Origin of the sequence: Methylobacterium sp. J-048, assembly GCF_022829515.1 — a bacterium.
Lineage (GTDB): Bacteria > Pseudomonadota > Alphaproteobacteria > Rhizobiales > Beijerinckiaceae > Methylobacterium.
In genome coordinates, this window is the sequence record NZ_JAKSYL010000294.1 from 73,368 (window position 1) to 98,376 (window position 25,009).

21 protein-coding genes are annotated in these 25,009 nt (G+C 69.0%); 6 read left to right on the plus strand and 15 right to left on the minus strand.

Features of this window, described 5'->3' with window-relative positions; genetic code table 11:
• Window positions 1-94 precede the first annotated feature (94 nt).
• Window positions 95-505 (minus strand): helix-turn-helix domain-containing protein, encoded by a 411-nt coding sequence (locus MKL09_RS30110; RefSeq protein WP_244025622.1) that lies wholly within the window; start codon window positions 503-505, stop codon window positions 95-97.
• A gap of 588 nt (window positions 506-1,093) precedes the next feature.
• On the opposite strand from MKL09_RS30110, the gene MKL09_RS30115 reads away from it, so the two are divergent.
• The 3 genes from MKL09_RS30115 (at window position 1,094) to MKL09_RS30125 (ending at window position 4,133) form a co-directional block, all read left to right on the plus strand.
• Window positions 1,094-1,885, plus strand: a complete 792-nt coding sequence (locus tag MKL09_RS30115; protein ID WP_244025623.1) for a thermonuclease family protein — start codon at window positions 1,094-1,096, stop codon at window positions 1,883-1,885.
• A 5-nt stretch (window positions 1,886-1,890) separates the two neighbouring features.
• Complete coding sequence (locus MKL09_RS30120) at window positions 1,891-3,378, plus strand: M48 family metalloprotease (protein ID WP_409567017.1); 1,488 nt, start codon at window positions 1,891-1,893, stop codon at window positions 3,376-3,378.
• 74 nt (window positions 3,379-3,452) lie between these two features.
• The gene (locus MKL09_RS30125) at window positions 3,453-4,133 is read left to right on the plus strand and encodes a glutathione S-transferase family protein (RefSeq protein ID WP_244025624.1); all 681 of its coding nucleotides are present in this window, start codon (window positions 3,453-3,455) and stop codon (window positions 4,131-4,133) included.
• Window positions 4,134-4,142: 9 nt separating this feature from the next.
• Here the strand turns inward: MKL09_RS30125 and MKL09_RS30130 are convergent, their stop codons facing one another.
• The 5 genes from MKL09_RS30130 to MKL09_RS30150 all read right to left on the minus strand — a co-directional run bounded on the left by MKL09_RS30130 (window position 4,143) and on the right by MKL09_RS30150 (window position 8,733).
• The gene (locus MKL09_RS30130; protein WP_244025625.1) at window positions 4,143-4,298 is read right to left on the minus strand and encodes a hypothetical protein; all 156 of its coding nucleotides are present in this window, start codon (window positions 4,296-4,298) and stop codon (window positions 4,143-4,145) included.
• Between the two features lie 64 nt (window positions 4,299-4,362).
• Window positions 4,363-4,800: an EamA family transporter gene (locus MKL09_RS30135; RefSeq protein WP_244025626.1), complete on the minus strand. Its 438-nt coding sequence runs from the start codon at window positions 4,798-4,800 to the stop codon at window positions 4,363-4,365.
• A gap of 143 nt (window positions 4,801-4,943) precedes the next feature.
• Window positions 4,944-7,196 carry a xanthine dehydrogenase family protein molybdopterin-binding subunit gene (locus tag MKL09_RS30140; protein WP_244025627.1) on the minus strand — a complete coding sequence of 751 codons (2,253 nt, stop codon included), beginning with the start codon at window positions 7,194-7,196 and terminating at the stop codon, window positions 4,944-4,946.
• Window positions 7,197-7,204: 8 nt separating this feature from the next.
• Complete coding sequence (locus MKL09_RS30145; protein ID WP_244025628.1) at window positions 7,205-8,212, minus strand: FAD binding domain-containing protein; 1,008 nt, start codon at window positions 8,210-8,212, stop codon at window positions 7,205-7,207.
• Complete coding sequence (locus tag MKL09_RS30150) at window positions 8,209-8,733, minus strand: (2Fe-2S)-binding protein (protein WP_244025629.1); 525 nt, start codon at window positions 8,731-8,733, stop codon at window positions 8,209-8,211. The genes MKL09_RS30145 and MKL09_RS30150 overlap by 4 nt, the downstream gene beginning before the upstream one ends.
• A 444-nt stretch (window positions 8,734-9,177) precedes the next feature.
• On the opposite strand from MKL09_RS30150, the gene MKL09_RS30155 reads away from it, so the two are divergent.
• A complete protein-coding gene (locus tag MKL09_RS30155) occupies window positions 9,178-10,563 on the plus strand; it encodes a M20/M25/M40 family metallo-hydrolase (protein WP_244025630.1) in 1,386 nt (461 codons plus the stop codon).
• Here MKL09_RS30155 and MKL09_RS30160 read toward each other — a convergent pair.
• Complete coding sequence (locus tag MKL09_RS30160) at window positions 10,554-11,258, minus strand: ParA family protein (protein WP_244025631.1); 705 nt, start codon at window positions 11,256-11,258, stop codon at window positions 10,554-10,556. The genes MKL09_RS30155 and MKL09_RS30160 overlap by 10 nt on opposite strands.
• A gap of 677 nt (window positions 11,259-11,935) precedes the next feature.
• On the opposite strand from MKL09_RS30160, the gene MKL09_RS30165 reads away from it, so the two are divergent.
• Entirely contained in the window at window positions 11,936-13,105 is a 1,170-nt protein-coding gene (locus tag MKL09_RS30165) for an SMP-30/gluconolactonase/LRE family protein (protein ID WP_244025632.1), read from the plus strand.
• 77 nt (window positions 13,106-13,182) lie between these two features.
• Window positions 13,183-13,626 carry an MEKHLA domain-containing protein gene (locus MKL09_RS30170; RefSeq protein WP_244025633.1) on the plus strand — a complete coding sequence of 148 codons (444 nt, stop codon included), beginning with the start codon at window positions 13,183-13,185 and terminating at the stop codon, window positions 13,624-13,626.
• Window positions 13,627-14,024: 398 nt separating this feature from the next.
• Here the strand turns inward: MKL09_RS30170 and MKL09_RS30175 are convergent, their stop codons facing one another.
• The 8 genes from MKL09_RS30175 to MKL09_RS30210 form a co-directional block, all read right to left on the minus strand.
• The gene (locus tag MKL09_RS30175) at window positions 14,025-16,514 is read right to left on the minus strand and encodes a TonB-dependent siderophore receptor (RefSeq protein ID WP_244025634.1); all 2,490 of its coding nucleotides are present in this window, start codon (window positions 16,512-16,514) and stop codon (window positions 14,025-14,027) included.
• 180 nt (window positions 16,515-16,694) lie between these two features.
• The gene (locus MKL09_RS30180) at window positions 16,695-17,705 is read right to left on the minus strand and encodes a FecR family protein (protein ID WP_244025635.1); all 1,011 of its coding nucleotides are present in this window, start codon (window positions 17,703-17,705) and stop codon (window positions 16,695-16,697) included.
• 90 nt (window positions 17,706-17,795) lie between these two features.
• On the minus strand, window positions 17,796-18,341 hold the full coding sequence (locus MKL09_RS30185; protein ID WP_244025636.1) for an RNA polymerase sigma factor: 546 nt from the start codon (window positions 18,339-18,341) through the stop codon (window positions 17,796-17,798).
• Between the two features lie 446 nt (window positions 18,342-18,787).
• Window positions 18,788-19,768, minus strand: coding sequence for an ABC transporter ATP-binding protein (locus tag MKL09_RS30190; RefSeq protein ID WP_244025637.1), 981 nt, complete (start codon window positions 19,766-19,768; stop codon window positions 18,788-18,790).
• Window positions 19,765-20,745 carry an ABC transporter ATP-binding protein gene (locus MKL09_RS30195; RefSeq protein ID WP_244025638.1) on the minus strand — a complete coding sequence of 327 codons (981 nt, stop codon included), beginning with the start codon at window positions 20,743-20,745 and terminating at the stop codon, window positions 19,765-19,767. The genes MKL09_RS30190 and MKL09_RS30195 overlap by 4 nt, the downstream gene beginning before the upstream one ends.
• 196 nt (window positions 20,746-20,941) lie before the next feature.
• Window positions 20,942-21,913, minus strand: a complete 972-nt coding sequence (locus tag MKL09_RS30200; RefSeq protein ID WP_244025639.1) for an ABC transporter permease — start codon at window positions 21,911-21,913, stop codon at window positions 20,942-20,944.
• Between the two features lie 10 nt (window positions 21,914-21,923).
• Window positions 21,924-22,901 carry an ABC transporter permease gene (locus MKL09_RS30205; protein ID WP_244025640.1) on the minus strand — a complete coding sequence of 326 codons (978 nt, stop codon included), beginning with the start codon at window positions 22,899-22,901 and terminating at the stop codon, window positions 21,924-21,926.
• A gap of 9 nt (window positions 22,902-22,910) precedes the next feature.
• Window positions 22,911-24,527, minus strand: a complete 1,617-nt coding sequence (locus MKL09_RS30210) for an ABC transporter substrate-binding protein (protein ID WP_244025641.1) — start codon at window positions 24,525-24,527, stop codon at window positions 22,911-22,913.
• Window positions 24,528-25,009 lie beyond the last annotated feature (482 nt).

Here is a 25,009-nt window from a genome sequence, read left to right on the forward strand (position 1 = left end):
CGGGCCGGATCACGGTCAAGCCGGATCGCCGAACGGATCCGCTATAACGCACGGAACGGACGGAAAAACGTCCGCCTGCGGCACAACTCAGCATTCAGCCGTTGAGCTTGTGGTCGAGCGCCCGGATGGCGGCTGCGACGTCGCGGCGGGTCTCCTCGGAGAAATGCTCGTTGATGTGGCGGCCCACGATCTCGGCCAGGCCCTGCAGGCCGCCGCCCTCGGTCAGGGGAGTCTGCTCCGGCTCGGAGAAGCCCGGTGCCGTGAAATCGTCGGTGCGGGGCATGCCCTTGAAGAAGTAATCCATCGGCACCCCGGTCATCCGGGAGAAGATATCGAGATGGACGGCGCTGATCCGGTTGGTGCCCTTCTCGTACTTCTGCAACTGCGCTGCCGACATCCCGAAGCTCTGCGCGACACGACGCTGCGTCAGCGACGCCTTCCGGCGCTGCTCGGCGATGCGTTGACCGACATACACGTCACGCTGATCGGTTTTCTGACCCGCCATGTATAACTTGCCCACTCCTGCCGCGATTTTCGGGCGGCGAAGCTTAACCGCATAGCGCGTGCGTGTCACCGGCGGGTGACCATCGCGGTAAATGTTTTGCCGCGGCGCCGATTACGCATCGGCGGCCCGGAATCTGGTGTCCCCGGCAGGGCTCGAACCTGCGACCCCAGGTTTCATACCACTTCGACTTTCGCCGCCGCCGCCCTTGCGGGCCGCGTTCGTGGCCTGGACTATCCCTTCACCCTGGGCCGTGCTTGCGCCCGACCGTTAGGTGCCGCCCGTCTAGTCTCTACACCTTCCCGCTCGACGCATCGGCGCCGGGCGGGCTTGGCTCGGGATCGGCAGGGCACCGGCGAACCGGCGCCGGGAGCTTTCCCCGACTTTGAGCGGATCCGCCGCGCGGTTTCCCGGCGCGACGCCCAATTGTGACCGTTTAGGAAACCTGTGCTCTGTCCAGCTGAGCTACGGAGACGACCGGGATTTCCATAGCATCAAGACCCCGACAGGCCAACATCGCCCGGGATGCGTTCGATGATCCGGACAGACGGCAGAGCGGCAGGAGGGCGACGGGGCCGGGGGGCCTGCGCGATGGCGGCGCTGGTCCTGGCGGGGACGGGCTTCTCCACGCCGATCCAGGCTGGTCCCACGGAATGCCGGCCGGGGCCGGCACGGAGCGAGATCCTCGACGGGATCGGGCCGCGCGGCGAGATCCGCCTCGCCTCCGGCGCCCGCGCCGTGCTCGATTCCCTGCGCTGGCCTGACGCCCCGGAGGTCGCCGGGGCGGCGCGGGCCTGGCTGGAGGCCCGGCGGGGCGCTAGCCTGATCCTGGTCCCGCGCGGGCCACCCGATCGCTGGGGCCGGGAACAGGCCGACATCCAGGTGGCCGACAGCGACATCGACCTCGCGGGCGGCCTGATCGGAGCCGGGCTGGCCTTCGCGGATGCCGACGAGCGCGATTCGCTCTGCCGCCCGGCCCTGCGCGCGGTGGAAGACGCCGCCCGGGCGAAGCGGCTCGGCCTGTGGCGCGACGCCGTGCTCCAGGCCACCGACGGCCCGGCGCTGCGGGCGCGGGAGGGCCGGTTCGCCGTGGTGGAGGGCCGGATCCGCCATGTCGGCGAGCGCAGCGCCCGCACCTATCTCGATTTCGCGGCCCGCGGCGAGGACGGGCTCACGGTCACGGTATCGAAACGCACTTGGCGAACGATGCGTACCCGTGGTTTGAGTGCGGCTTCGCTCGAAGGCCGGCGCGTGCGGGTCCGCGGCATCCTGGAGGTCTGGCGCGGCCCGACCCTGGAGGCCAACGCCGACGCGGTCGAGATCCTGGGCGAGCCCGACCGGCGCGAGGCCGGGCCGGCGGAGGAACGGGAGCTGCGGCGCTGATCGCGATGGGGGGGATCACGGAGCGATTTCGGGGGGTGGGGCGGCGCTTGCGCGGCCTTGCAACGGCCTGTGCCGGGTCGATGCTCGTGGCTGCCGGCCTGGCCGCCTGCGTGGCCGACCAGGCCGCCGGCCCGGCGATCCCCGCGGCGGTTCGGGTGCCGGCCGAGGCGCCGCGCACCACCGGGCGGGAGCGTGCCGCCGATGCCGACCACCTCAAGCTCGTGGCCTCGTTCGGGGGCGAGGTGCGCGCGCCCAACGTGATGCGGATGCTGACGGAGGTGACGGACCGCCTGGTGAAGGCCAGCGAGCGCCCGGACCAGGCCTACGCGGTCACGCTGCTCGATTCCCCCGTGGTCAACGCCTTCGCGCTGCCGAACGGGCGGCTCTACGTCACCCGCGGGCTGGTGGCGCTGGCGAGCGACACCTCCGAGGTGGCCGCCGTGCTCGCCCACGAGATGGCGCACGTGACCCTCAACCACGCCACCGCCCGGAGCGAGCTGGAGCTGCGCTCGGCGCTGGTCAGCCGGGTGGTGGCCGACGTCCTGAACGACCCCGATACCGGCGCGCAGTTGCAGCACCAGTCGCGCTTCGCGCTCGCCCGGTTCTCCCGGGAGCAGGAGCTGGAGGCGGATGCCACCGGGGTCCGCACCCTCGCCAAGGCCGGCTACGACCCGTTCGCGGCCGGCCGCTTCCTCACCGCGCTCAACCGCTCGACCAACCTGAAGAGCGGCAGCGGCAGCGCGGGCGAGCCCGACCTGCTGGCGACCCATCCGGGCACCGCCGAGCGCATCACCCAGGTCATCCGGGCGGCACGCCGGATCGGGGCGCCGGGCATCGGCGCCGACGACCGGGCGCAGTATCTCGCTGCGGTGGACGGGCTACCCTACGGCGACAACCCCCGCGACGGCGCCGTGCGTGGCCACCGCTTCGTCCATCCGGGTCTCGGCATCGCCTTCGACGTGCCGGACGGGTTCGTCCTGGAGAACACCCGCTCGGCGGTGCTCGGCACCACCCCGGACGGCAACCGGCGCCTGCTGTTCGACCAGATCGAGGCGAAGGACGGCCAGCCCCTCGACGTAGCCCTGAAGGGCAGCTGGAACGACGCCCTCGACCCGGCCGGCTTCGAGACCCGCGAGGTCGGCGGCCACCCGGCGGCCTTCGCGCTGTCGCGCGGCAAGGACTGGACCTTCCGGCTCGCGGCGATCCGGATCGACGACACGGCCTTCCGGATGATCATGGCCGCCAAGGGCGCCACCGATCCCGACCCGGCCTTCCGCCCCTGGGTCGCGAGCCTGCGGGCGATCACCCCCGAGGAGGCGGTGCTGCGGCCCCTGCGTCTGCAGGTGGTCCAGGCCGGCTCGACCAGCGCCGAGGAACTGGCCCGCCGCATGGCGGTGCCGGACCGGGCGCTCGACCGGTTCCTGGTGCTCAACGGCCTGGAGCGCGGCGCCGCCCTGGTGCCGGGCCGCAGCTACAAGATCGTGGTGGAATAGCCGCCCCGCTCCGCCGCGGGTTGCGCAAGCGCGGCCCCGGGACGACCGTCCGAGGGCCGTTCAGGGAGCGCGCCGTGATTCGATTCTTCTACAATCTCAGCCCCAACCCAATGAAGGTCGCCCTCTGCCTGGAGGAGATGGGCCTGCCCTACGAGCCGGTGCCGGTGGATACGCGCAAGGGCGAGCAGTTCGATCCCGCCTACACGGCGCTCAACCCGAACGCGAAGGTGCCGACCATCGTCGACGACGACGTGACGGTGTTCGATTCGAACGCGATCCTGCTCTACCTCGCGGGCCAGACCGGCCTGTTCCTGCCCGAGGGCGAGGCGGTGCGGGGCGAGATGCTGTCCTGGCTGATGTTCGTGGCCACCGGCCTCGGGCCGTTCTCCGGCCAATGCGTCCATTTCCACCACTTCGCCCGCGACGGCGGCGCCTACGCCACCGAGCGTTACGCGTTCGAGGCGCGCCGCCACTGGGAGATCCTGAACCAGCGGCTCGCGGACCGGCCGTTTGTGCTTGGCGAGACCTACACGATCGTCGACATGGCGGTGTGGGGCTGGGCCCGCATGGTGCCGTTCGTTCTGGGCGATGAGGCCTTCGCGGACCTGCCGCACGTCAAGCGCCATCTCGACGCGATCAACGCCCGCCCGGCCGCCGAGGCCGCGCAGGGGCTGAAGGACAAGCACAGCTTCAAGGCCGAGATGGACGACGAGGCGCGCGGCTTCATGTTCCGCGCGACCCGGCGCGTGGCGTAAGGCGCCGGATCAGGGGCCGGCGAGCGTCACGGAGAGCATCGGCAGGGTGACGGCCAACCCGTCGCCCGGTGCCGGCGGGGTGCCGAGCATCAGGCAGGCGCCGAGGCCGAGACAGAGGGCGAGACCGAGCAGCGAGGTCTCGAAGCCGCGATAGACCGATTCCATGGGAGGTCTCCTTCGCACGAGACCGCAGGATGCGCCCGACCGGTAAACGGATCGGTGCGCTGGCTCACCAGCCGGAGGCGACCAGGGCGGCCCCGGCGGCGATCAGCGCGACGCCGGCCCAGGCCGCGAGACTTAGGGTCTCGCCCAGCAGGCTGGCGCCCAGGAGCGCGACCAGCACGACGCTGAGCTTGTCGAGCGGCGCGACCCGGGCGGCATCGCCCAGTGACAGCGCCCGGAAATAGCACAGCCAGGACGCCCCGGTGGCGAGCCCCGACAGCACCAGGAAGACCAGGCTGCGGCCGGAGATCTGCACCAGCCCCCCGGTCTGGCCGGAGCCGACCACGATCGCGCCCGCGAAGGCGACGATCACCAGGGTACGCACGAAGGTCGCGACATCCGACTGCACGCCCGCGACCCCGACCTTGGCGAGGATCGCGGTCAGCGCCGCGAAACCGGCGGCGGCGAGCGCCCAGAAGCGCCAGGATTGCAGCAGGTGGCTCATGGGCTCCTCGTGCAGGCGGGCCGGGATTTGTAAGGCCCGACACAGGAAGGCCCGCCGCACGGATGGTGCGGCAGGCCTTCCTGTCGGACTCGCAAAGGTAAAGAAGCGACGAATGTTTCCCGTGAAACACCCGCCGCCCAGCCTTACAGCAGCTTGTCGATGGTGATCGGCAGGTCGCGCACGCGCTTGCCGGTGGCGTGGAACACCGCGTTGGTGATCGCTGCCGCGGTGCCGACGATGCCGATCTCGCCCAGGCCCTTCACGCCCAGCGGGTTGGCCTTGTCCTCCTCGTCCACGAAGATCACGTCGATGTCGTAGATGTCGGCGTGGACCGGCACGTGATACTCGCCGAGATTGTGGTTCATGAACCGGCCGAAGCGGTGGTCGAGCATCGACTCCTCTTCGAGCGCCGAGCCGATCCCCATCACCACGCCGCCGAGGATCTGGCTGCGCGCGGTCTTCGGGTTCAGAATCTTGCCGGCTGCGATCGCCGAGACGACCCGGGTGAGCCGGACCTGGCCCAGCTCTTCGTCGACCTTCACCTCCACGAAGATCGCCCCGTGGGTGTAGGCCTGGTAGGCCGCGTTGAAGTCCTTGTCGGGACCGGCCTCCTCGACCGCCTCGAGCTTGTCGACCCCGGCCGCCCGCATCACCTCGACCATCGAGACGCTGCGGCTCGGATCGCCCGCCACCGCGATGCGGCCATCCGCGAACACGGCGCGGTCGAAGTCGACATTGGCGAGCGGCGAGTTCTCCAGGCCGCGGGCCAGCTTGAACACCTGCTCGCCGACGTTGCGGCAGGCCTTCATCACGGCGGTGCCGGAAGAAGCCGCGGTCCAGGAGCCGCCGGCGACCGGCGCCTCGGGCAGGCGCGTGTCGCCGAGCTTGGTCGTGACCGCCTCCATGGGCAGGCCGAGGGTGTCGGCGGCGATCTGGGTCAGGATCGTGTAGGTGCCGGTGCCGATGTCGCCGGTGGAGTTGCCGACCGTCAGCCGGCCGTCGGCGGTGAGCGTCGCGATGGCGTTCGACTGCATCATCATCGATTCCCAGACGCCCGTGGCGACGCCCCAGCCGATCAGTTCCCGGCCCTCGCGCATCGAGCGAGGCTCCGGGCTGCGCTTGGACCAGCCGAAGCGCTCGGCGCCCTGCGTGAAGCAGGCCTTCAACTCCTTGGAGCCGAACGGCTTGCCCTCGGCGGTGGCGTCCGACTCCGCGTAGTTCTTCAGCCGCAGCGCGATCGGGTCCATCCCGGTCGCGTAGGCGAGCTCGTCCATCGCGGTCTCGATGGCGAAGACGCCGGTGACGGCGCCGGGCGCGCGCATGTCGCCCGGGGTGGCGGTGTCGAGCTTGGCGATCCGGTAGGTCAGGGCGACGTTATCGCAGCGGTAGAGCACGCCCGACCAGTTGACGATCACCTCCTGGTAATCCTCGTAGTGGGAGGTGCCCTGCACGGCATCGTGCCGGAGCGCCGTCAGGGTGCCGTCCGCCTCGGCGCCGAGGGAGACGCTCTGCAGCGCCTCGCCCCGGTAGGTGAAGGACCACATCTGGTCGCGGGTCAGAGTCACCCGGACCGAGCGCTTCAGCTCCTGGGCGGCGAGCATCGCCAGGAAGGCCTGGTATTGCGGGCGCAGGCCGGAGCCGAAGCCGCCGCCGAGATAGGGGTTGAGCACCCGCACCTGGTCGGGCTTCAGGCCGAACACGTTGGCGAGATACTGGTGGCTGTTCGAGACGCCCTGGATCTTGTCGTAGACCGTGTAGGTTCCGTCCTCCTCGACCACCACCGTGGTGGCGTGCGGCTCCATCGGGTTGTGGTGCTCGTTGGCCAGCGTGTAGGCGCCCTGCACGCGGATTGGCGCGCTGCCGAAGGCCTGGTCGGCGTCACCCCAAGGCTCCGGCGGCGGCTTGATGCCCTCGCGCTTGCCCGGCGGATCGTAGGCGTCGCCGCGCACGGCCCGGAGGTCGGTGGTGGGCTCCTGGGCCTCGTAGCGGACTTGGATCAGCGAGGCGGCGTAGCGCGCCGTCTCGAAATCCTCGGCCACCACCAGGGCGACCGGCTGGCCGCTGTAGACGATCAGGTCGTCATAGAGCGCGCGGAACGGCGAGCCGGGGGGTGCCACCGCGTCCTGGAAGTTCTTGTCGCGCCAGGCCGTGCGGGGGCGGTTCTCGTGGGTGATCACCTTGAGGACGCTCGGCACCGCCTCGGCGGCCGCGGACTCGATCGCCGCGATCCGTCCCTTGGCGATGGCGCTCGATACCACATAGCCGTAGGCAAGGTCCGGGGCGGCGAACTCGCCCGCGTATTTGGCCAAGCCGGTGACCTTGGCGGGTCCGTCGATGCGGCTACGCGGGCTGCCGACGAAGGTGTCGTGGCCGGTGGAGCTGAAGGTCTGGGTCATCGGAATGCCTACTGGATGCGCTTGTCGCTGAGCGACTGGGGCGTGCCGGCAGCGGCCTGTTCGAGGCCGCGCACGATGGCGCGCCGGGCGAGGTCGATCTTGAAGCCGTTGGCCGATTGCGGCTTAGCCTCGGACACGATCAGGTCGGCCGCCTGCTGGAAGCTCTCGCGGGTGGCGGGCTTGCCCTCCAGCAGCGCCTCGGCCTCGCGGTTGCGCCAGGGCTTGTGGGCGACGCCGCCGAGCGCCAGACGGGCGGTCTTGATCGTGTCGCCGTCGAGTTCGACGCCGGCCGCCACCGAGACCAGCGCGAAGGCGTAGGACAGCCGGTCGCGCAGCTTCAGATAGGTGTAGTGCTGCGGGAACTTGCTCTCGGGCAGATCGACCGAGACGACGATCTCGCCGGGGGCGAGGTTGGTGTCCTGTTCGGGCGTGTTGCCCGGCAGGCGGTGGAAATCCGCGAACGGGATGCTGCGCTCGCCCTGCGGCCCGCTCACCCGGACCGTCGCCTCGAGCGCCGCCAGGGCGACGCACATGTCGGACGGGTGGGTGGCGATGCAGCTCTCGCTCGCCCCGAAGATCGCGTGGATGCGGTTGACGCCGCCGATCGCCGGGCAGCCGGTGCCGGGCTCGCGCTTGTTGCAGGGCGTGGCGGTGTCGTAAAAATAGTAGCAGCGGGTCCGCTGCAGCAGGTTGCCGCCCGTGGAGGCGGCGTTGCGCAACTGCGCCGAGGCGCCGGCCAGGATGGCGTTGCGCAGCAGCGGGTATTGTGCGGCGACGCGCTCGTCGTAGGCGACCTTGGCGTTGGTCGCGAGCGCCCCGAGCCGCAGGCCGCTGTCATGCTCTTCGATGCCGTCCAGCGGCAGGCGGGTGATGTCGATCAGCCGTCCGGGCTTCTCGACGTCGTACTTCATCAGGTCGATCAGGTTGGTGCCGCCCGCGATGAAGCGTGCGCCCGCCCCGTAGGCCTGCACCGCCTCCGCCACCGTGCCGGCGCGGACATAATCGAAGCGGTTCATCGCGCGGCTCCCTGCATCACGTCCTCGATGGCGTCGACGATGTTGGTGTAGGCGCCGCAGCGGCAGATGTTGCCGCTCATCGCCTCCCGAATCTCCTCGCGGCTGTGGGCGTGACCCTCGTTCATCAGGCCGACCGAGGAGCAGAGCTGGCCCGGCGTGCAGTAGCCGCACTGGAAGGCGTCGTGCTCGATGAACGCTTCCTGGATCGGATGGAGCGCGTTGCTGCCGCCCCGGTCGCCGAGGCCGGCCAGACCCTCGACCGTGGTGATCTCGGCGCCGTCCTTCATCACCGCCAGCGTCAGGCAGGCATTCACCCGGGTGCCGTTGACCAGCACCGTGCAGGCGCCGCACTGGCCGTGGTCGCAGCCCTTCTTCGTGCCGGTGAGGTCGAGTCTTTCGCGCAGAAGATCGAGCAGGGTGGTCCAGGGCGTGACCGTGAGCTCGCGCCGCTGCCCGTTGATCGTGAGGGTGATGTCGAGGCCGGTATCGGCCCGCACCGGCGGGCTGTGTTCGCGTAGCATGGGCTGTCCACGATCTGGGGCCGGCCGCAGGGCCGAGCGGGAAACGGAAGATCGGTCTGGGGCGGCGCCGTGCAGGGCGCCGAGCATCCAGCTCCGTCGATAACCATTCCAAACTACGCCTGTTCCGAGGCAGACGGACTCAGGCCCGGATCGGATGGCCGGGTTTCGGGTTCGTGGCGATGGGGAGCCGCTACGCGGCAAGTTTTGTGCTGGGTCCCGGAACGCCTTCCACTGACGTTCCAGGCGTCCGGGAAAGGGGCGGCGCGTTCCAACCGGTACCACGCCCCTTTCCCGGGCAGGTGGAGCGCAGCGGAACCTGATCCGGGATCCAGCACGGGACTTGTCGCGCAGCGGCTCAAAATCCCGCCGCTCCACCGCCCGACATTGCCGCCCCCGCCCCGCTTCGGCTAACCCTCAGCCTGCGAAAAAACCCCGGAGCCCCCGATGGCCGCGCTCGACGCGATCCTCAACGATATCGACACGGACCTGGAGAACGCCCTGGAGCGGCTGTTCGCCTTCCTGCGCATCCCGTCGATCTCGACCGAGCCGGCGCATGCCGGCGATTGCCGCGCCGCCGCCGCGTGGCTCGCCCAAGACCTCACGGCGCTCGGCTTCGAGACCTCCGTGGAGGACACGTCGCTGCACCCGGTGGTCCTCGCCACCAAGTCGAAGCCCGGCGCGCCGCACGTGCTTTTCTACGGCCATTACGATGTGCAGCCGGTCGATCCGCTCGACCTCTGGACGACGCCGCCCTTCGAGCCGCGCATCGCGGCGGATGCGGAGGGTCGCAAGACCATCGTCGGTCGTGGGTCTTCCGACGACAAGGGTCAGGTCATGACCTTCGTGGAGGCGTGCCGGGCCCATATCGCGATGAACGGCGAGTTGCCCTGCGGCGTCACGATCCTGATCGAGGGCGCGGAAGAGAGCGGCTCGCAAGGGCTGCCCGAATGGGTCGCACAGAATCGCGAAAAGCTCGGCTGCGACGTGGTGCTGGTGTGCGACACCGGCATGTGGGACCGGCGCACCCCGGCCATCACCTCGTCGCTGCGCGGGCTCGCGTATTTCGAGGTGAAGGTCACCTGCGCTGACCGCGACCTGCATTCGGGCTTCTTCGGCGGCGCCGCGCGCAACCCGATCCACGTGCTCGCCAAGATCATCGCCGACCTGCACGATACTGAGGGGCGGGTGACGATCCCGGGCTTCTACGACGGCGTGCACGAGCGCCCGCCCGAGGTGCTGGAGCAGTGGCGCGGCCTGGGCCTGACCCCCGAGACCCTGCTCGGGCCGATCGGCCTGAAGGAGCCGGCCGGCGAGCGCGGGCGGATGCCGATCGAGCTGGTGCAGTCGCGCCCGTCCTGCGACGCCAACGGCATCATCGGCGGCTATACCGGCGAGGGCACCAAGACGGTGATCGCCTCCACGGCCTCGGCCAAGATCTCGTTCCGCCTCGTGGACGACCAGGACCCGAAGGTTCTGGCCGAACGGTTCGAGGCCTTCGTGCGGGAGCGCGTGCCGTCCGACTGCAAAGTCGACGTCATCACCTACAAGGGCTCACGGGCGATCAGCCTGCCGTTCGACATGCCGCAGCTCGGGGCCGCCAAGGCGGCGCTCGCCGAGGAATGGGGCGTGCCGGCCGTGACCGTGGGTGCCGGCGGCTCGATCCCGATCGTCGGCGACTTCAAGCGGCTCCTGAACCGGGACACGCTGCTGATCGGCTTCGGCCTGGACGACGACCGCATCCACTCGCCCAACGAGAAGTACGACCTGACGAGCTTCCACAAGGGCACGCGCTCCTGGGCGCGGATCCTCGCGGCGCTCGGTCAAGGCTGAGCGTCAGACACCCGCATCTTCGCGTCGATCCAGGCCCACAGGGCCCGGATCTCCTCCGCGGCCGGGCTCGTGGGCGCGTATTCCGTGACGCCGAGCCCGACCGCCAGGGCGTCCTGGTGATCGACCCGGTGATTGATGCCCGGCTCGGCCAGCACCCCGAGCGCCCGCAACTGCGCGGCATAGGCGCTGGTGCGCGGCGACGGCTGCGGCGGGCACTGGTTCAGCACCAGCGCGAGCCGGTCCCGCAGGCCGAGGCCGACCAGGGCCTGGAGGGTCGGTCGCGCCGCCACGATGTCGAGGCGCGAGGGCCGCACCGGCATCAGCACGAAATCCGCGCCCTTCAGGGCCGGCGCCAGCCCGGTCGAGCTGCCGGCGGTGTCGAGGACGACGAGGGTCGTGCCCTGCTGGGCCAGGATGTCCAGGATCTCCGGGAGCTGGCCGATCTCCCATGGCTGGAGCCGGTCGATCGCCACGGCGTCGTTCTCGCGCGTCGCGCCCCAGCCGGCCAGGGAACCCTGCGGGTCGAGATCGAGAGCGGTCACGCGCTCGCCGGCCTCCGCCGCCGCGACGGCGAGCGAGGCCGCCAGCGTGGTCTTGCCGGTGCCGCCCTTCTGGACGGCCACCGCGAGGACCCGCGGCTGGGCGCTCCGTTGCGGCGCGGCCTCCGGCTCGTGTCCGGATCCTTGGGGATCCATGCCTCTCCTACCTGTCGATCTCGGGCCCGGTCCCCGCAGTGCCGGAAGACGGCCGTTCGGACCCGTGTTGTGCGCGAGGCCCTGTCGCGCGGGCCTGTCCTGAGCGACCGACCGACGCACCCGGCGACCGTACTCCAGCTATCATGACGGTGAGATCATGAACACCGGAGGCCGGCAAGCGGTTCATCCGCAAACGATCCCGGCCTTCCGAAAGCAGAGCCAGATCTTTACCGGCGACCATCGGCCTCCGGTTCAATCCGAGTCTACGTTTTCACTGCCTGCAGTGCGATCGGATGCCTAGCAGGCCATCGCGGACATTATTGTTACTGAGCCGCCTGTAGCGTAGCCGTGACATGAGTGTCAACAATTTTATCAGTAATCAAACTCATGTCATTTGCTTTAAATCTTTTTCTATTCGATCATAAAAATCTAGAGTAATTCCGGACTTTATATGGATATATAGCACATCTATGGTTTTGAGCTCAGATATGCTGGATTTGACCCAGGGCGCTCCAACTTCGAGCGCCGATAAACGTCCTGTGATCCAAACGCCGGATCGCAGCGCCGCGCGCCTCGATCCGAGGCGGGATCGCCTGCCCCCGCGGCGCGTTGGGCCGGCATGTCCGCCTCCGCGGGTCGCGAGGCCGCCGGCCCGACAGCCAAGCCACAGGATCCGCATGCCCCTCGACCGCCGCCGCCTGATCGGATCGGGCCTCGTCGCCCTCGCGGCCGGATCGGCAAAAGCCGAGCCGTCCTCGCGCCGCGAGCCCCCCACCAGCCGCCCCGCCGGGGTGCTGGAGCTGGCGATGGGTGCCGACGCCCCGTCCACGCCCACCGGGCTGGCGATCGCCCGGGGCGGCCGGATGTTCGTGATGATGCCGCGCTTCACCGGGGCGGAGCCGGTGACGCTGGGCGAGGTGCTGCCCGACGGCTCGGTGAAGCCCTACCCGGACGCCCGGACCAATAAGCCGGACCCGAAGGACCCGCAGGCGACCCTGTTCCACGTGCCCAACGGCGTGTTCGACCGCAACGACGCGTTCTGGATCCTCGATTCCGGCTTGCCCGAAGGCAAGGGCAAGCCGGTGCCGGGCGCCGCCAAGCTCCTGGAGATCGACATCACCCAGGACAGGATCCGCCGGGTGATCCCGCTCGATGCCGGCGTGGTCGCGGATTCCTCCCTGAACGACCTGCGGGTCGACGTGCGCGACGGCCGGGCGCTCGCCTACATCACCGACCAGGGCCAGGGCGGCCAGGGCGCAATCCTGGCGGTCGACCTCGCCAGCGGGCGGGTGACCCGGCGCCTGGCCGATCACCCCAGCACGGCCACGCAGGAGGGCGTGGTCAAGTTCGTGGAACTGCGGCCGGTGATGGAGCAGAAGGGCGATGCTCCGGCCAAGCATCCCAAAGGCGGCGCCAACGGCATCGCGATCAGCCCGGACGGCAGCCGCCTGTACTACGCGCCGCTGATGAGCCGACGCCTCTACGCGGTGGAGACCGCGGCACTCCTCGACCCTGCGATCACCGACGCGGCGCTGGCCGCCAAGGTCCAGGACCTCGGCGAGAAGGGCATGACCGGCGGCCTGACCACCGATTCGCAGGACCGGGTCTATCTCAGCCTGCAGGAGCACAACGCTATCGGCCGGCGCCTGCCGGACGGCACCGTCGAGGTGCTCGCCGCCGACGACCGCCTGGTCTGGGCCGACACGTTCTGGATCACCCCGGACCGCTGGCTCTACATCTCGAGCGCCCAGGTCAACCGCCGGCCGGAATTCAACCGCGGCCAGGACCTGCAGCAGCGCCCCTACGCGATCCTGCGGATGCGGATCGACGCGGACCCGGTGCTGTAGGGTGAAGTTCGGCACACCGCGATCGGCGCGGGACCGGGTATGCGCTGCTCTCCTTGAGCTGCAGCTTCCGGACGGCCGTGATGGACCTCTCGCACGATCCCGACTTCTTCGTCGTCCTCACCGGCAGCTACCGGCGGCGCCTCGGCACGGCGCTGGTGCCGGACGGGGCGGATGCGGCCTGGCTCTACGGGCAGGCACCCTTCGTGGTGCTGGCCCATGACGGCGCCGCCGACCCGTGCTTCGTCTACGCCAACCGGGCCGCGCAGGCCTGCTTCGGCTACGACCGGGACGAGCTGGTCGGCCTGCCGTCGCGGCTCTCGGCCGAGGCGCCCGAGCGCGCCGAGCGGCAGCGCCTCCTCGACGCCGTCGCCCGGGACGGTTTCACCCGCGGCTACCGGGGCCTGCGGATCGCCAAGGGCGGCCGGCGCTTCTGGATCGAGCAGGCGGTGGTCTGGCAGCTCGACCGCGACGGCGTGACGGTGGGCCAGGCGGCGATGTTTTCGGAGTGGCGCGACGCGTGATGCGTCCGCTTGCGAGTGAGCGGGTGAATGGTTTTTTTTTGGGGGGCTGCGGCTGCTTGTGACCCCATCTCGGTCACGCCGACAGCAATCGACAATTGCCGAACGCAGCCATTCGTCGGTCACCTGGCAGCTTCGGCTTGAGGTACTCTTCAGCTGGACTGCTCTCGGGCGAAGGATTGATCCGGCAGTTGTCGTCGACTGGGTTTGGCCGCGTCCGACAAGGCCAATGCCGCGCATGAATCGGCGCCTTTGGCGCAGGCCAAGACAAAGAGACGGTTCTCGCATGACTATGCTCAAGCGGGATTCCGGCTGAAAAAGCCCTGCGCGTCCTCGACGCGCAGGGCCATCCCGGCTGAGTTAACGATCTGTCGGGGCTCTTTCGCCGATGTTCCTGTCCGTCACCAACGATATCGCAGCGTTGCGAGGATCGTCTGCCTATTGCCATAGAAGCACCCAGTGGCAGCGATGCACGTCGTCACGTAGGTTTTGTCGAAAAGATTCGTCGCGTTGAGCGCGAGATCGACGCCCCTCAGGGCAGGATAGCGATACCCGAAATCATACCGCAAGGCCGCGTCGACGAGCGTGACGACCGGTGTCCGATAGAGATTGACGTTGTCGCCCACCGAAACACCGATGTAGCGGACGCCCGCTCCCAGGCCGAGGCCCGCCCAGTCACCCGTCCGGATCGTATAGTCGAGCCAAACGGACGCCTGATGGCGCGGAACGAACGGCAACTCGTTCCCGACGATGCTGGCTCCCGTCGCATCGGCGTTCGCCTTGGTGAATCGACTGGTCATGGCCGCATAGGAGGCGACGAGGTCGAGACTGTCGGTCAGGCTCGCCTTGGCCTCGAGTTCCAGCCCGCGGACCCGTGCCGCGCCGGCCTGGGTGTTGAAGCGGAAGTCGACGGCATCGGGCGTCAGCACGTTCTGCTGGTTCAGGTCGAAGACCGCCCCGGTCAGCAGGAGGTTCGTTCCGGTCGGCTGCACCTTGATGCCGCCCTCGATCTGATCCCCCGTGGTGGGCGCGAACGGTGAGCCGAGCCGGTTCGTGCCGGAGGTCGGCTGGAACGAGGTCGCGTAGCTCACATAGGGGGCGAAGCCACCGTCGAAGAGATAGCTCAGGCCGACGCGCCCGGTGAAGGCGGCATCGTCCTGCTTCACCCGCGCCAATGCGCCGGTCGCTGCCGTCCGGGTGCGGGTGACGGCGTCCGCCCAGTCCTGCCGCCCGCTCAGCGTGAGGCTGAAGCCGCCGAAGCGGATCTCGTCCTGGGCGTAGAGGCCGACTTGGTTGCGGCTCTGCGTGATCCGTGTACCCAGCGGCGGCCGGGTGACCGTGCCCGCGTAGGCCGGCGCGAAGATGTTGACCGAGGGGACGGCCCGCAATTGCGATTCGTCGTAGCGGGCATCCTCGCGCAGGTCATCGACGCCGAGGAGCAGGGTATGGTCGAAGGGGCCCGTGGAGAAGCGCGCCTCCGCCTGATTGTCGACGTTGAACAGGTTCGAGCGCTCCGGGAAGGCCCAGGCATAGCGGGAGAGCGTGCGGCCGTCGGCCCCGAGCCCGATGGCCTGAACCCGCTGGGTGTCGGCTTCAACATGGGCGAAGCGCAGGTTCTGGCGCACGGTCCAGACATCGTTGAACCGATGTTCGAAGGCGTAGCCGATGAAGCCCTGGTCGAGCTTGAAGCGGTCGTAGTTCGGTTCGCCGATGAACCGGCTGGTGGGAATGCGCCCGCGCGGGTTCGTGTACAAGGTGCCGAGCGTCGGCAGGCCTTGTGGCGCGCCGCCTCCGGGCGAGGCGATGTGCAAGTATTGCGAGAGGATCGTGAACGATGTGTCGGAATCCGGCCGGAACGTGACGCTCGGCGCGATGAAGACCCGGTCTTCTTCCAGATAATCGACCTGGGTGCCGGTGGTGCGCGCGAGCCCGGTCAGCCGGTACAGGATCCGGCCGTCCGGATCGATCGGACCCGACAGATCGAAGGCGGCCTGAGCGCGTCCGAAGCTGCCGGTCTGGAGCTGGATCTCGCGCACGGGAACTGCGCTCGGCCGCTTGCTGACGAGGTTGAGCAGACCGCCCGGCGAGTTCTGCCCGTAGAGCCCCGAGGCCGGGCCCTTCAGCAATTCGATGCGCTCCAGGCCGTAGGATTCGATGCGCGGCTGCGAGTATCCGCGGGCACCGAACGGCAGGCGCAACCCGTCGAGGTAGCGCCCGGGCACGAAGCCGCGGACGTAGAGCCAATCGTAGCGCACATCCGTGCCGTACTGGGTGAGAACCCCCGGCGTGTAGAGAAGGGCCTGGCTGACGCTCTGCGCCTGCCGATCCTCGATCTCCTTTCGGCCGATGACGTTGACCGCCTGGGGCGTTTCGAGAAGCGACGTGCCGATCTTGGTCGCGGTCGCGCTGCGCCGGGCGACGTAGCCATGCGTGGGTCCGATGGCGGTGTCGCTGGTCACCTCCAGCGCATCCAGGACGACGGCGCCGTCCTGGATGCCGGCGGGGTCGGCCTGGGCGACGATGCCCACGAGGGTGGCCGAGCACTGCGCCGTGAATTGCGGCACCAGACCCGTGCCCGCGAGCAATTGCCGGAGCGCTTCCACCCGGTCGTAGCGTCCGGTGATCGGTGTCGCGCGGAGACGGCGTGTCGCGTGACTGTCGTAGATCAACTGGACGCCGCTGATCGCCCCGTAGGCCGCCAGGGCCTCGTCCAGGGGCTGAGCCGCGATGGCGAAATCCAGGATCTCGTCCGCATCCGCGACGATCGCGGCAATGCGGGTGATCCGCGCGCCGATGGCCGTCCCGTCCCGCGCCGCTTGGTCGATGGCCGCCGAGGTCGGCGTCGGCATGGCGAGCGCCAGCGCCGCGACACCACTCAATCCGATGACCATGCGACAGCCATTCCCCGTCCGGTTCGCCCCGCGTCCTCGCACCGTCATTCGCCCCACCGTCCTCGCGCGGTCTGCAACCGCGGCCCGGCGGGTCATGATTGCCCGCCTGACTCTTCAGACGTGCCCCGGGTGACGAGCCCGCAAAAAAATCCGGTGGCTCCCGCGCCGGCCTCGCCGACCTCAGCGGAGAACGACGAGCCGGTCGCCGAGTCGCACCTCCGACAGGGCGAGCGCGGTACGGATGCTGGTGAGGGCCTCTTCCGGACGCGCCAGATGAAAAATCCCGGTCACGTGTCTCGCGGCGGCCGCCGAACTGGCCAGGACGATCCGACCGGGGCGGTATCGGTTGAGATCGTCCACGACCTCCGACAGGGGCGTGTCGCGGAAGACGAGAAGGCCACGCCGCCATGCCGCCGCATGGGCGACGTCGATGGGGTGAACGCCGCGCGCGTCCGGCCCGATCCTGATCTCCTGCCCCGCTGTAAGGCGCGTCGCCTGCGCTCCCGCAGCGGGAACGACCGTGATGGCGCCGGACAGGCAGGACATGTCGGCGTCCACGCCACCGACCCAACCGGAGAGGCCTTCGCTCGGCCTGCAGCGCACGATGAACTCCGCGGGTCGACCCGGCTCAGTGACGAGGCGCCCCTGGCCCGCGCCCAGGGAGAGCGCCGCACCGCCGGCCGGGACCGTGACAGCCACCGAGCCCGCATGCAGGACCATGTCCTGACCCTCGTCGTCGAGGCGGGCGTCCAGGGCGGTTTCGGCATCCAGCTCGATGCGGATGCCGCCCGACAGGACCACCGTTCGGATCTCGCCGGTTCCTGTCCGATAGGCCGCACTCAGCACCGGCCATCGCAACGCGAGCGTGGCGCCGGCGGCGATCGAGGCCGATGCGATGCCTCCCGCGGCCACCCGGCGGAGCATGCGGCGCCGGGACATCGTCTGCAGGTCACCGCGGCTGGCCGGCGCGCTCGCTGGGCCGGCAAGGGCGTCGCCCGCCTGCTTCCAGAGTCCTGCTGCAGCCCGGAAGGCGGCGTCCTGCTCTGGATCGGAGCGCCAGGCGGCAAGCGCCTGTGCGTCGTCCTGCGTCGCGGTGCCTGACGTCAGGCGAACCACCCAGGCGTGCGCTTCCTGCGCGACGCGTCGGTCCCTGTCGGCGGACGGTCTGCCATGATAGTCCGCCGCGCTCATTCGTCTCTCGCCGTTTGCCGGGAGCGTTTCGAGCGATCTCCTGAAGGGCATTCCATGCCGGGGACCATTGTCATCAGGACGACGCCGCGATCAATCCGACGACCGTCCGGATCGCAGACGGTCGGCACAATGATCAAGAGCCATCCTGACCTCTGCCTCCACGGTGCGGAGCGATACGCCGAGACGAGCGGCGATCGACGCGTGACTCAGACCTTCGATCCGGCTGAGCCGGAAGGCCTCGGCGCGCCGGAAAGGCAGTTCGCGCAGTGCCGCATCGAGAGCCTGCACCTCACCACGCGACTGAGCGAACTGCTCCGGGCCCGGTGTCTCGTCGGCAACCATGAGGAGTTCGTCTATCTCGATGGCCGTGAGGATGCGAGATCGGCGCAATTGCGCACGCTTGTGGTCGAGGACGAGGTTCGCGGCGATCTGAAACAGGAAGGCGCGCTCGTTGTGGAGACGTGTCTGGCTGTGTCCCGCATGTGCGATCCGAAGGAATGCCTCATGCGCCAGATCCGACGCATCGTTTTGGCCGACCTTCCGACCCAGAAAGCGCAGCAATGCTTTACAATGGCTGCGATAAAGTCTCGCTAAATGACTTGCGCGCGCCTCGCGCGAAGGAGTGACGACAGGCATCGACCTCTGCCAGCGACAGATCGCCGGAGCAATTAAACAGCGTCGTGGCGTATCGTAGCGATACGCCATTTGGCAAGAACATAAAAACTACACCTCAGAGCGGGAAATCAGTTTGTATTTATTCTACGTTGAAAGTGATCAATGAGCGACGGCACTTTAATTGCGAGAAATTTTCACGTGTGGTGGCCGGTGAGCATGCATATTATAAGGACACGTAGGTGGCATCCGCCTCAGGCAACGCGTCACGGCATCAACAGTGGGACAAACGACCGTTTCTGGGCTCGTCCTGAACCAGCTCCTACGATGGAATAGGGTCGGGAGCGGGCGGGGCAACAACGTCCGCCTCGACGCCTTCCCGAAAGCAGACCAGCCGAAAGCCGACTGGCAGAAATCCACCCGCTGCGAACGGCAGCGAGCATCCGATCCGGCCCGCGTCGACCCAAAAATCAGGCTCGCCCCTCCTGCACCGCGTGGCAGGCGACGCCGTCGAGCAGCGGCGGCACCTCCGCGCGGCAGCGGTCGTTGGCGAGCGGGCAGCGCGGGTTGAAGGTGCAGCCGGGGGGCGGGTCGATCGGGTTCGGGATCTCGCCGGAGACCGGCACCCGGGCGCGGCCGACATGGGCGAGGTCGGGCACCGCGTCGAGCAGCATCCGCGTGTAGGGGTGGCGCGGCCGGGCGAACAGGTCGCGGGCGGCGGCCACCTCGACCAGGCGGCCGAGATACATCACCCCCACCCGGGTCGCCATGTGGCGGACCACGGCGAGGTTGTGGGAGATGAACAGGTAGGTCAGCCCGAGCCGGTCCTGCAGGTCGCGCATCAGGTTGAGGATCTGCGCCTGCACCGAGACGTCCAGCGCCGAGGTCGGCTCGTCGCCGACCAGGAACTCGGCCTGACTGGCCAGAGCCCGGGCGATAGCGACCCGCTGACGCTGGCCGCCGGAGAATTCGTGCGGGTATTTCTTGGAATCGTCCGGGTGGAGGCCGACCAGGCCGAGCAGCTCGCCGACCCGGGCGCGGATCGCCCCCTCCCCTTGGATCAGGTTGAACGCCCGGATCGGCTCCGCGATGATCTTGCCCACGCGCCAACGTGGGTTCATCGAGGCGTAGGGGTCCTGGAAGATCATCTGGATCCGCGAGCGCAGGCGCCGCCGGGCCGCCGCCTCCCGGGGATCGGTCATCGAGATACCGGTGATGCGAACCTCGCCAGCCGAGGGCGGCAGCAGGCCGACCACCATCCGGGCGACCGTCGATTTGCCGGAGCCGGATTCGCCGACGATCGCGAAGGTCTCGCCCTTGGCGATGCTGAAGCCGACCCGGTCCACCGCCGTGAGGAAGCGGCGGGGCTCGCGCTCGATCACCCGGTTGAGCCAGGGTTTCGAGACATCGAACAGGCGGCGCAGGTCGGTGACCTCGACATAGGCGCTCACGCCGCCTTCTCCGTCACGTCGTAGAGGTGGCAGGCGACTCGGCTGGCGCCCACCAGGATCGGCTCCGGCCGCTCGACGCGGCATCGCGAGAAAACCTTCGGGCAGCGCGGGTTGAAGGCGCAGCCCTGCGGGATGGCGGTGAGCCGGGGCATCGAGCCGGGGATCTGGCTGAGGCGGTCGGCCTCCTGCGACAGGGTCGGGATCGCCCCCATCAGGCCGACCGCGTAGGGGTGGTGCGGCTTGGCGATCACGGCGGCGACCGGGCCGATCTCGGCGACCCGCCCGGCATACATCACGGCGACCCGGTCGGCGGCCTCGGCGATCACGCCCATGTCGTGGGTCACCAGCATCACCGCGGTGCCGTGCTCGCGGCACAGGCGCTTGAGCAGGGTGATGATCTGGGCCTGGACCGAGACGTCGAGCGCCGTGGTCGGCTCGTCGGCGATGATCAGCTCCGGCTCGGCGGCGAGCGCGAGGGCGATCACCACGCGCTGGCGCATGCCGCCGGAGAACTCGTGCGGATAGCCGTCGATCCGCCGCTCGGGGGCCGGGATGCCGACCTCGGCGAGCAGGTCGATCGCCCGGGTGCGGGCCGTCCTGGCCGAGAGCTCGGTATGGGCGCGCAGGGTCTCGACGATCTGGTCGCCGACCCGGAACAGCGGGTCCAGGGAGGTCAGCGGGTCCTGGAAGATCATGCCGATCCGCTTGCCCCGCACCCGCCGCATCGCCTCGGGGGACAGGGTGTCGATGCGCTCGCCACGCAGGCGGATTTCGCCGCCGCTGATCCGGCCGGGGCGGTCGATCAGCCCGATCACCGCCGAGCCGGTGACCGACTTGCCGGCCCCGGACTCGCCGACGACCCCCAGGATCTCGCCCCGGCCGATGTCGAACGAGACCCGGTCGATGGCGGTGAGCGGCCCGCGGCGGGTGTCGAACGTGACCGTGAGGTCGCGCACGGAGAGGATGGTTTCGGTCATCGCGCGCGGGCTCCCACGGCGGAGCTTGCTCCTACCCGCACCCTCATCCTGAGGTGCGAGCGCAGCGAGCCTCGAAGGAGGCCTCCAGACGACGCGCGATCCCTGGAAGGCTCCTTCGAGGCCTCCGCTTCGCTCCGGCGCCTCAGGATGCGGTGGAGGGTGGGATGAGCCAGAGAAGCGCCGTAGTCAAAAAAAGTCATTGCAGCTTCGGATTGAGGGCGTCGCGCAGCCAATCCCCCAGGAGGTTGATGGCGATGACGAGGCCGGCCAGCGCCAGGCCCGGGAAGGCGACGATCCACCACTCGCCGGAGAACAGGAACCGGTTGCCGGTGCGGATCAGGGTGCCGAGCGACGGCATGGTCTCGGGCAGGCCGGTGCCGAGGAACGACAGGGTCGCCTCGGTGATGATCGCCAGCGCCAGGTTGATCGTGGCGATGACGAAGACCGGGCCGGTGACGTTGGGCAGCACGTGGCGCACCAGGATCACGGGGGGCGTCAGGCCGATCAGCCGGGCGGCCTGGACGTAGTCCTTGCCCTTCTCGACCATCACGGAGGAGCGCACGGTGCGGGCGTACTGGACCCAGAACGACAGGCCGATCGAGATGACGATCAGCCCGATCAGCGGCCCGACATCGAGGGCGCCGCCAAAACTCGCCCGGGCGACGCCGTCGACCACCAGGGCGATCAGGATCGCCGGGAAGGTCAGCTGCACGTCGGCGATCCGCATGATCAGCGTGTCGAGGGCACCGCCCGCGTAGCCGGCAACCAATCCCAGGGCGATGCCGAGCACCCCCGAGGTGATCACCCCGAGCACCCCGACGATCAGCGACAGGCGCAGGCCGTAGAGGACCGCCGAGAGCACGTCCCGGCCCTGGTCGTCGGTGCCGAGGTAGAACGGCGCCTGCCCGTCCGCCTGCCAGATCGGCGGCAGGTTGGAGTTGATCAGGTCGAGCTGGGCCGGGTCGTAGGGGTTTTGGGGCGAGATCAGGGGGGCCGCCACCGCGAGCCCGACCATCAGGACGGTGGCCAGAAGCGCCGCCATGGCGATCTTCGAGCCCAAAAAGCTCGCCAGCAGGTCGGAATCGCGCCAGCGCGCGATCCGGCCCGGCGTCGCCGCCTGCAGCGGGACCGGCGGGGCGTCGCCGGCGTCGATATCGCGTCCGCTCATCGACCGGCCCTCATGCCGTCGCCGTGGACAGCCGCAGGCGCGGATCGACCACGGTGTAGAGGATGTCGACCACGAGATTGATGGTCACGAAGATCAGCGCGACGAGCAGCAGGTAGGCGGACATGATCGGGATATCGACGTTCTGCACGGCCTGGACGAACAGCAGGCCCATGCCGGGCCACTGGAACACCGTCTCGGTGATGATCGAGAAGGCGATGACCGAGCCGAGCTGGAGCCCCGCGATGGTGATTACCGGCACGAGGGTGTTCTTGAGGGCGTGGCGCAGGTGGACGGCGCGGGTGGAGAGGCCCCGCGCCCGGGCGAAGCGGATGTAGTCGGTGCGCAGCACCTCCAGCATCTCGGCGCGCACCAGCCGCATGATCAGCGTCATCTGGAACAGGCCGAGCGTGATGGACGGCAGGATCAGCGCCTTGAGGCCGGACCAGGTGAGGAAGCCGGTGGTCCACCAGCCGAGTCGCACCGTGTCGCCGCGCCCGTAGGAGGGCAGCCAGCCCAGCGTCACCGAGAACAGGTAGATCAGCAGGATGCCGATCAGGAACGTCGGCAGGCTGATGCCGATCAGCGAGACCGCCTGGAACAGGCCGGCGAGCCAGGACTCCCGGCGCAGCGCGCAATAGACTCCCATCAGGACGCCGACCACCAGGGCGAAGACCGTGGCGCAGAAGGCGAGCTCCAGGGTCGCCGGCATGCGCTCGGCCAGCAGCTGCGAGACCGGCTGGCGGAACTGGTACGAGATCCCGAGCCGGCCCCGGACCACGTCGCCGGCGTAGCGGGCGAACTGGACCAGCACGGAATCGTCGAGGCCGAGGCTCTTGCGGATCTCGGCCCGCTCGGAGGCGGGGGTGTCGGGCCCGACGATCTGGTTCACGGGGTCGCCCGCGAACCGGAACATCGAGAACGCGATCAGCCCGACGACCGCGAGCACCGCGGCCGCCTGGATCACCCGGCGCAACAGGAAGGCGAGCACGCCCGGCCCCTACTGGGGGTCTTTCGAGACCCAGTAGAGCAGGAGGAGGTTATCCGCGCGCTGGGTCAGGTGGACTTTCTTCGAGACGCCCCAGGCGAGCGCCTGCTGGTGCAGCGGGATGTAGCCCCAGTCGGCGTTCAGGACGTCAAAGCCGTCCTTGATCAGCGCGTCGCGTCTGGTCTTGTCGGTCTCACCCTCGACCTTGTCGGCGATCTCATCGATCTTTGGGTCGCAGTAGCCGGCCAAGTTCCAGCTGCCGCGACCAGACTTGTCGCCGGGTTTCCGGCAGCCGACGATCTCGTAGAGGATGTTGTGGCTGTCCAGCGACGAGGGCGTCCAGCCGAGCAGGTAAAACGAGGTGTCGTAGTTCGGCGCCAGCACCTTGGCGAAGTATTTCGCCTTCGGCTGGGCGTTGAGGTTCACCTTGACGTTGATGCGGGCGAGCATCGAGACCACCGCCTGGCAGATCGCCTCGTCGTTGACGTAGCGGTCGTTGGGGCAGTCCATGGTGAGCGAGAACCCGTCCGGATAGCCAGCCTGGGCCATCAGCTCCTTGGCCTTCTTGAGGTCGGTGGCCGGGCGTTTGATCTCGTTGGCGCGGTCGTAGAGCGCGGGGGCGATCATCAGGGCCGAGGGCACCGCCTGCCCCCGCATAACCCGCTTGGCGATCGTCTCCTCGTCGATGGCAAGGTAGAACGCCTCGCGCACCTTGATGTCCTTGAACGGGTTCTTGCCCTTGACGCTCGCATCCTTCAGCTCATCCCGGTCCTGGTCCATGCCGAGGAAGACCGTGCGCAGTTCCGGCCCGGCCATCACGGTGGCGGTGCCACTGGCGTTCACCCGCTGCTGGTCCTGGAGCGGCACCGGGTCGATCCAGTCGACCTCACCGGACAGCAGCGCTGCGACCCGGGTCGCCGGGTTGGCGATCGTGGTCAGCACCGCCTCGTCGAGGTTCGACTCGCGCTTGCCCCAGTAGCCGTCGAACTTCTTGAACACCGTTTTCACGCCGGGCTGATGCTCGGCGATCACGAACGGGCCGGTGCCGTTCTCATGCAGGGTGGCGTAGCTCGGGCTGGAGGCATTGGCCGGGGTCGGCTGGGCGGCGCCGTTCTTCTCGGACCATGCCTTCGACATGATCAGCCAGGTCGGGAACTGGGCGATGGCGATGGGGTTCGGCTTCTTCAGCACCATGTCGACGGTGTAGTCGTCGACCTTCACGAATTCGGCGTCGGACGGGACGTTGGTGGTGAAGTTCGAGCCGGAAGCCCGGACCCGCTGGGCGGAGAAGATCACGTCGTCGGCCGTGAAGGGCGAGCCGTCGTGGAACTTGACGTTCTTGCGCAGGTGGAAGCGCCAGCGGGTCGGCTCCAGCGTCTCCCAGGATTCGGCCAGTCCGGGGGCAAATTTCAGGTTCTTGTCGAGGGTGACCAACGACTCGTAGGTCGCCTGCTGCATGCCCTCCGTGAAGCTCTCCTTGAGGGAGTACGGATCGAGGGACTTGAGATCGCCCTGGAACGCAAAGCGGAACACGTTGGCGGCCTGCGCGGGCAGCGCCGCCAGCGCGAAGGTCGCGACCGCACCTGCGGCCACGCCGCGGGCGAGGATCTTCAGGGTCGATCGGGACAAGCGGATCTCCGGAACCGTGGAAGTTGATGGCTGGCGGCCATCAAAAGCGCAGGGGTTGAGCCTAGGCCCACTGAAGCGCGCGGGCAAACCGCACCGGCCACACACCCACAGCAAGGTTCGGACCATCCGTATACAAAATGCGAGGTCGATGGGTGCGGTGTTCACGGATCGGCTCGTGCAAGCCAACGGCTTCGTACATCAGATGTCGGATGATCCGTGGTTCGAAGGAGGGCCGATCCGGAGGTGACACGCGCCAGCCCTCCCCCGCAGAGGGGGGGGGGGGGGGGGGGGGGGGGAAAAAGGCGGCGCGGGTTTGGCCCTTGCCCCCCCCCTCCCCGCCCCCCGGTGGGTGGGGCCGATGGCCCTCCCCCCCCCCCGGGCCCTCCCCCCCCCCCCCCCCCCCCCCCCCCTTGCCCCGGAACCGGGCGCCACACCCCCCAAAAGACACCGGGCCAAAAACCCCCCCCAACCGGGCGCGGGCG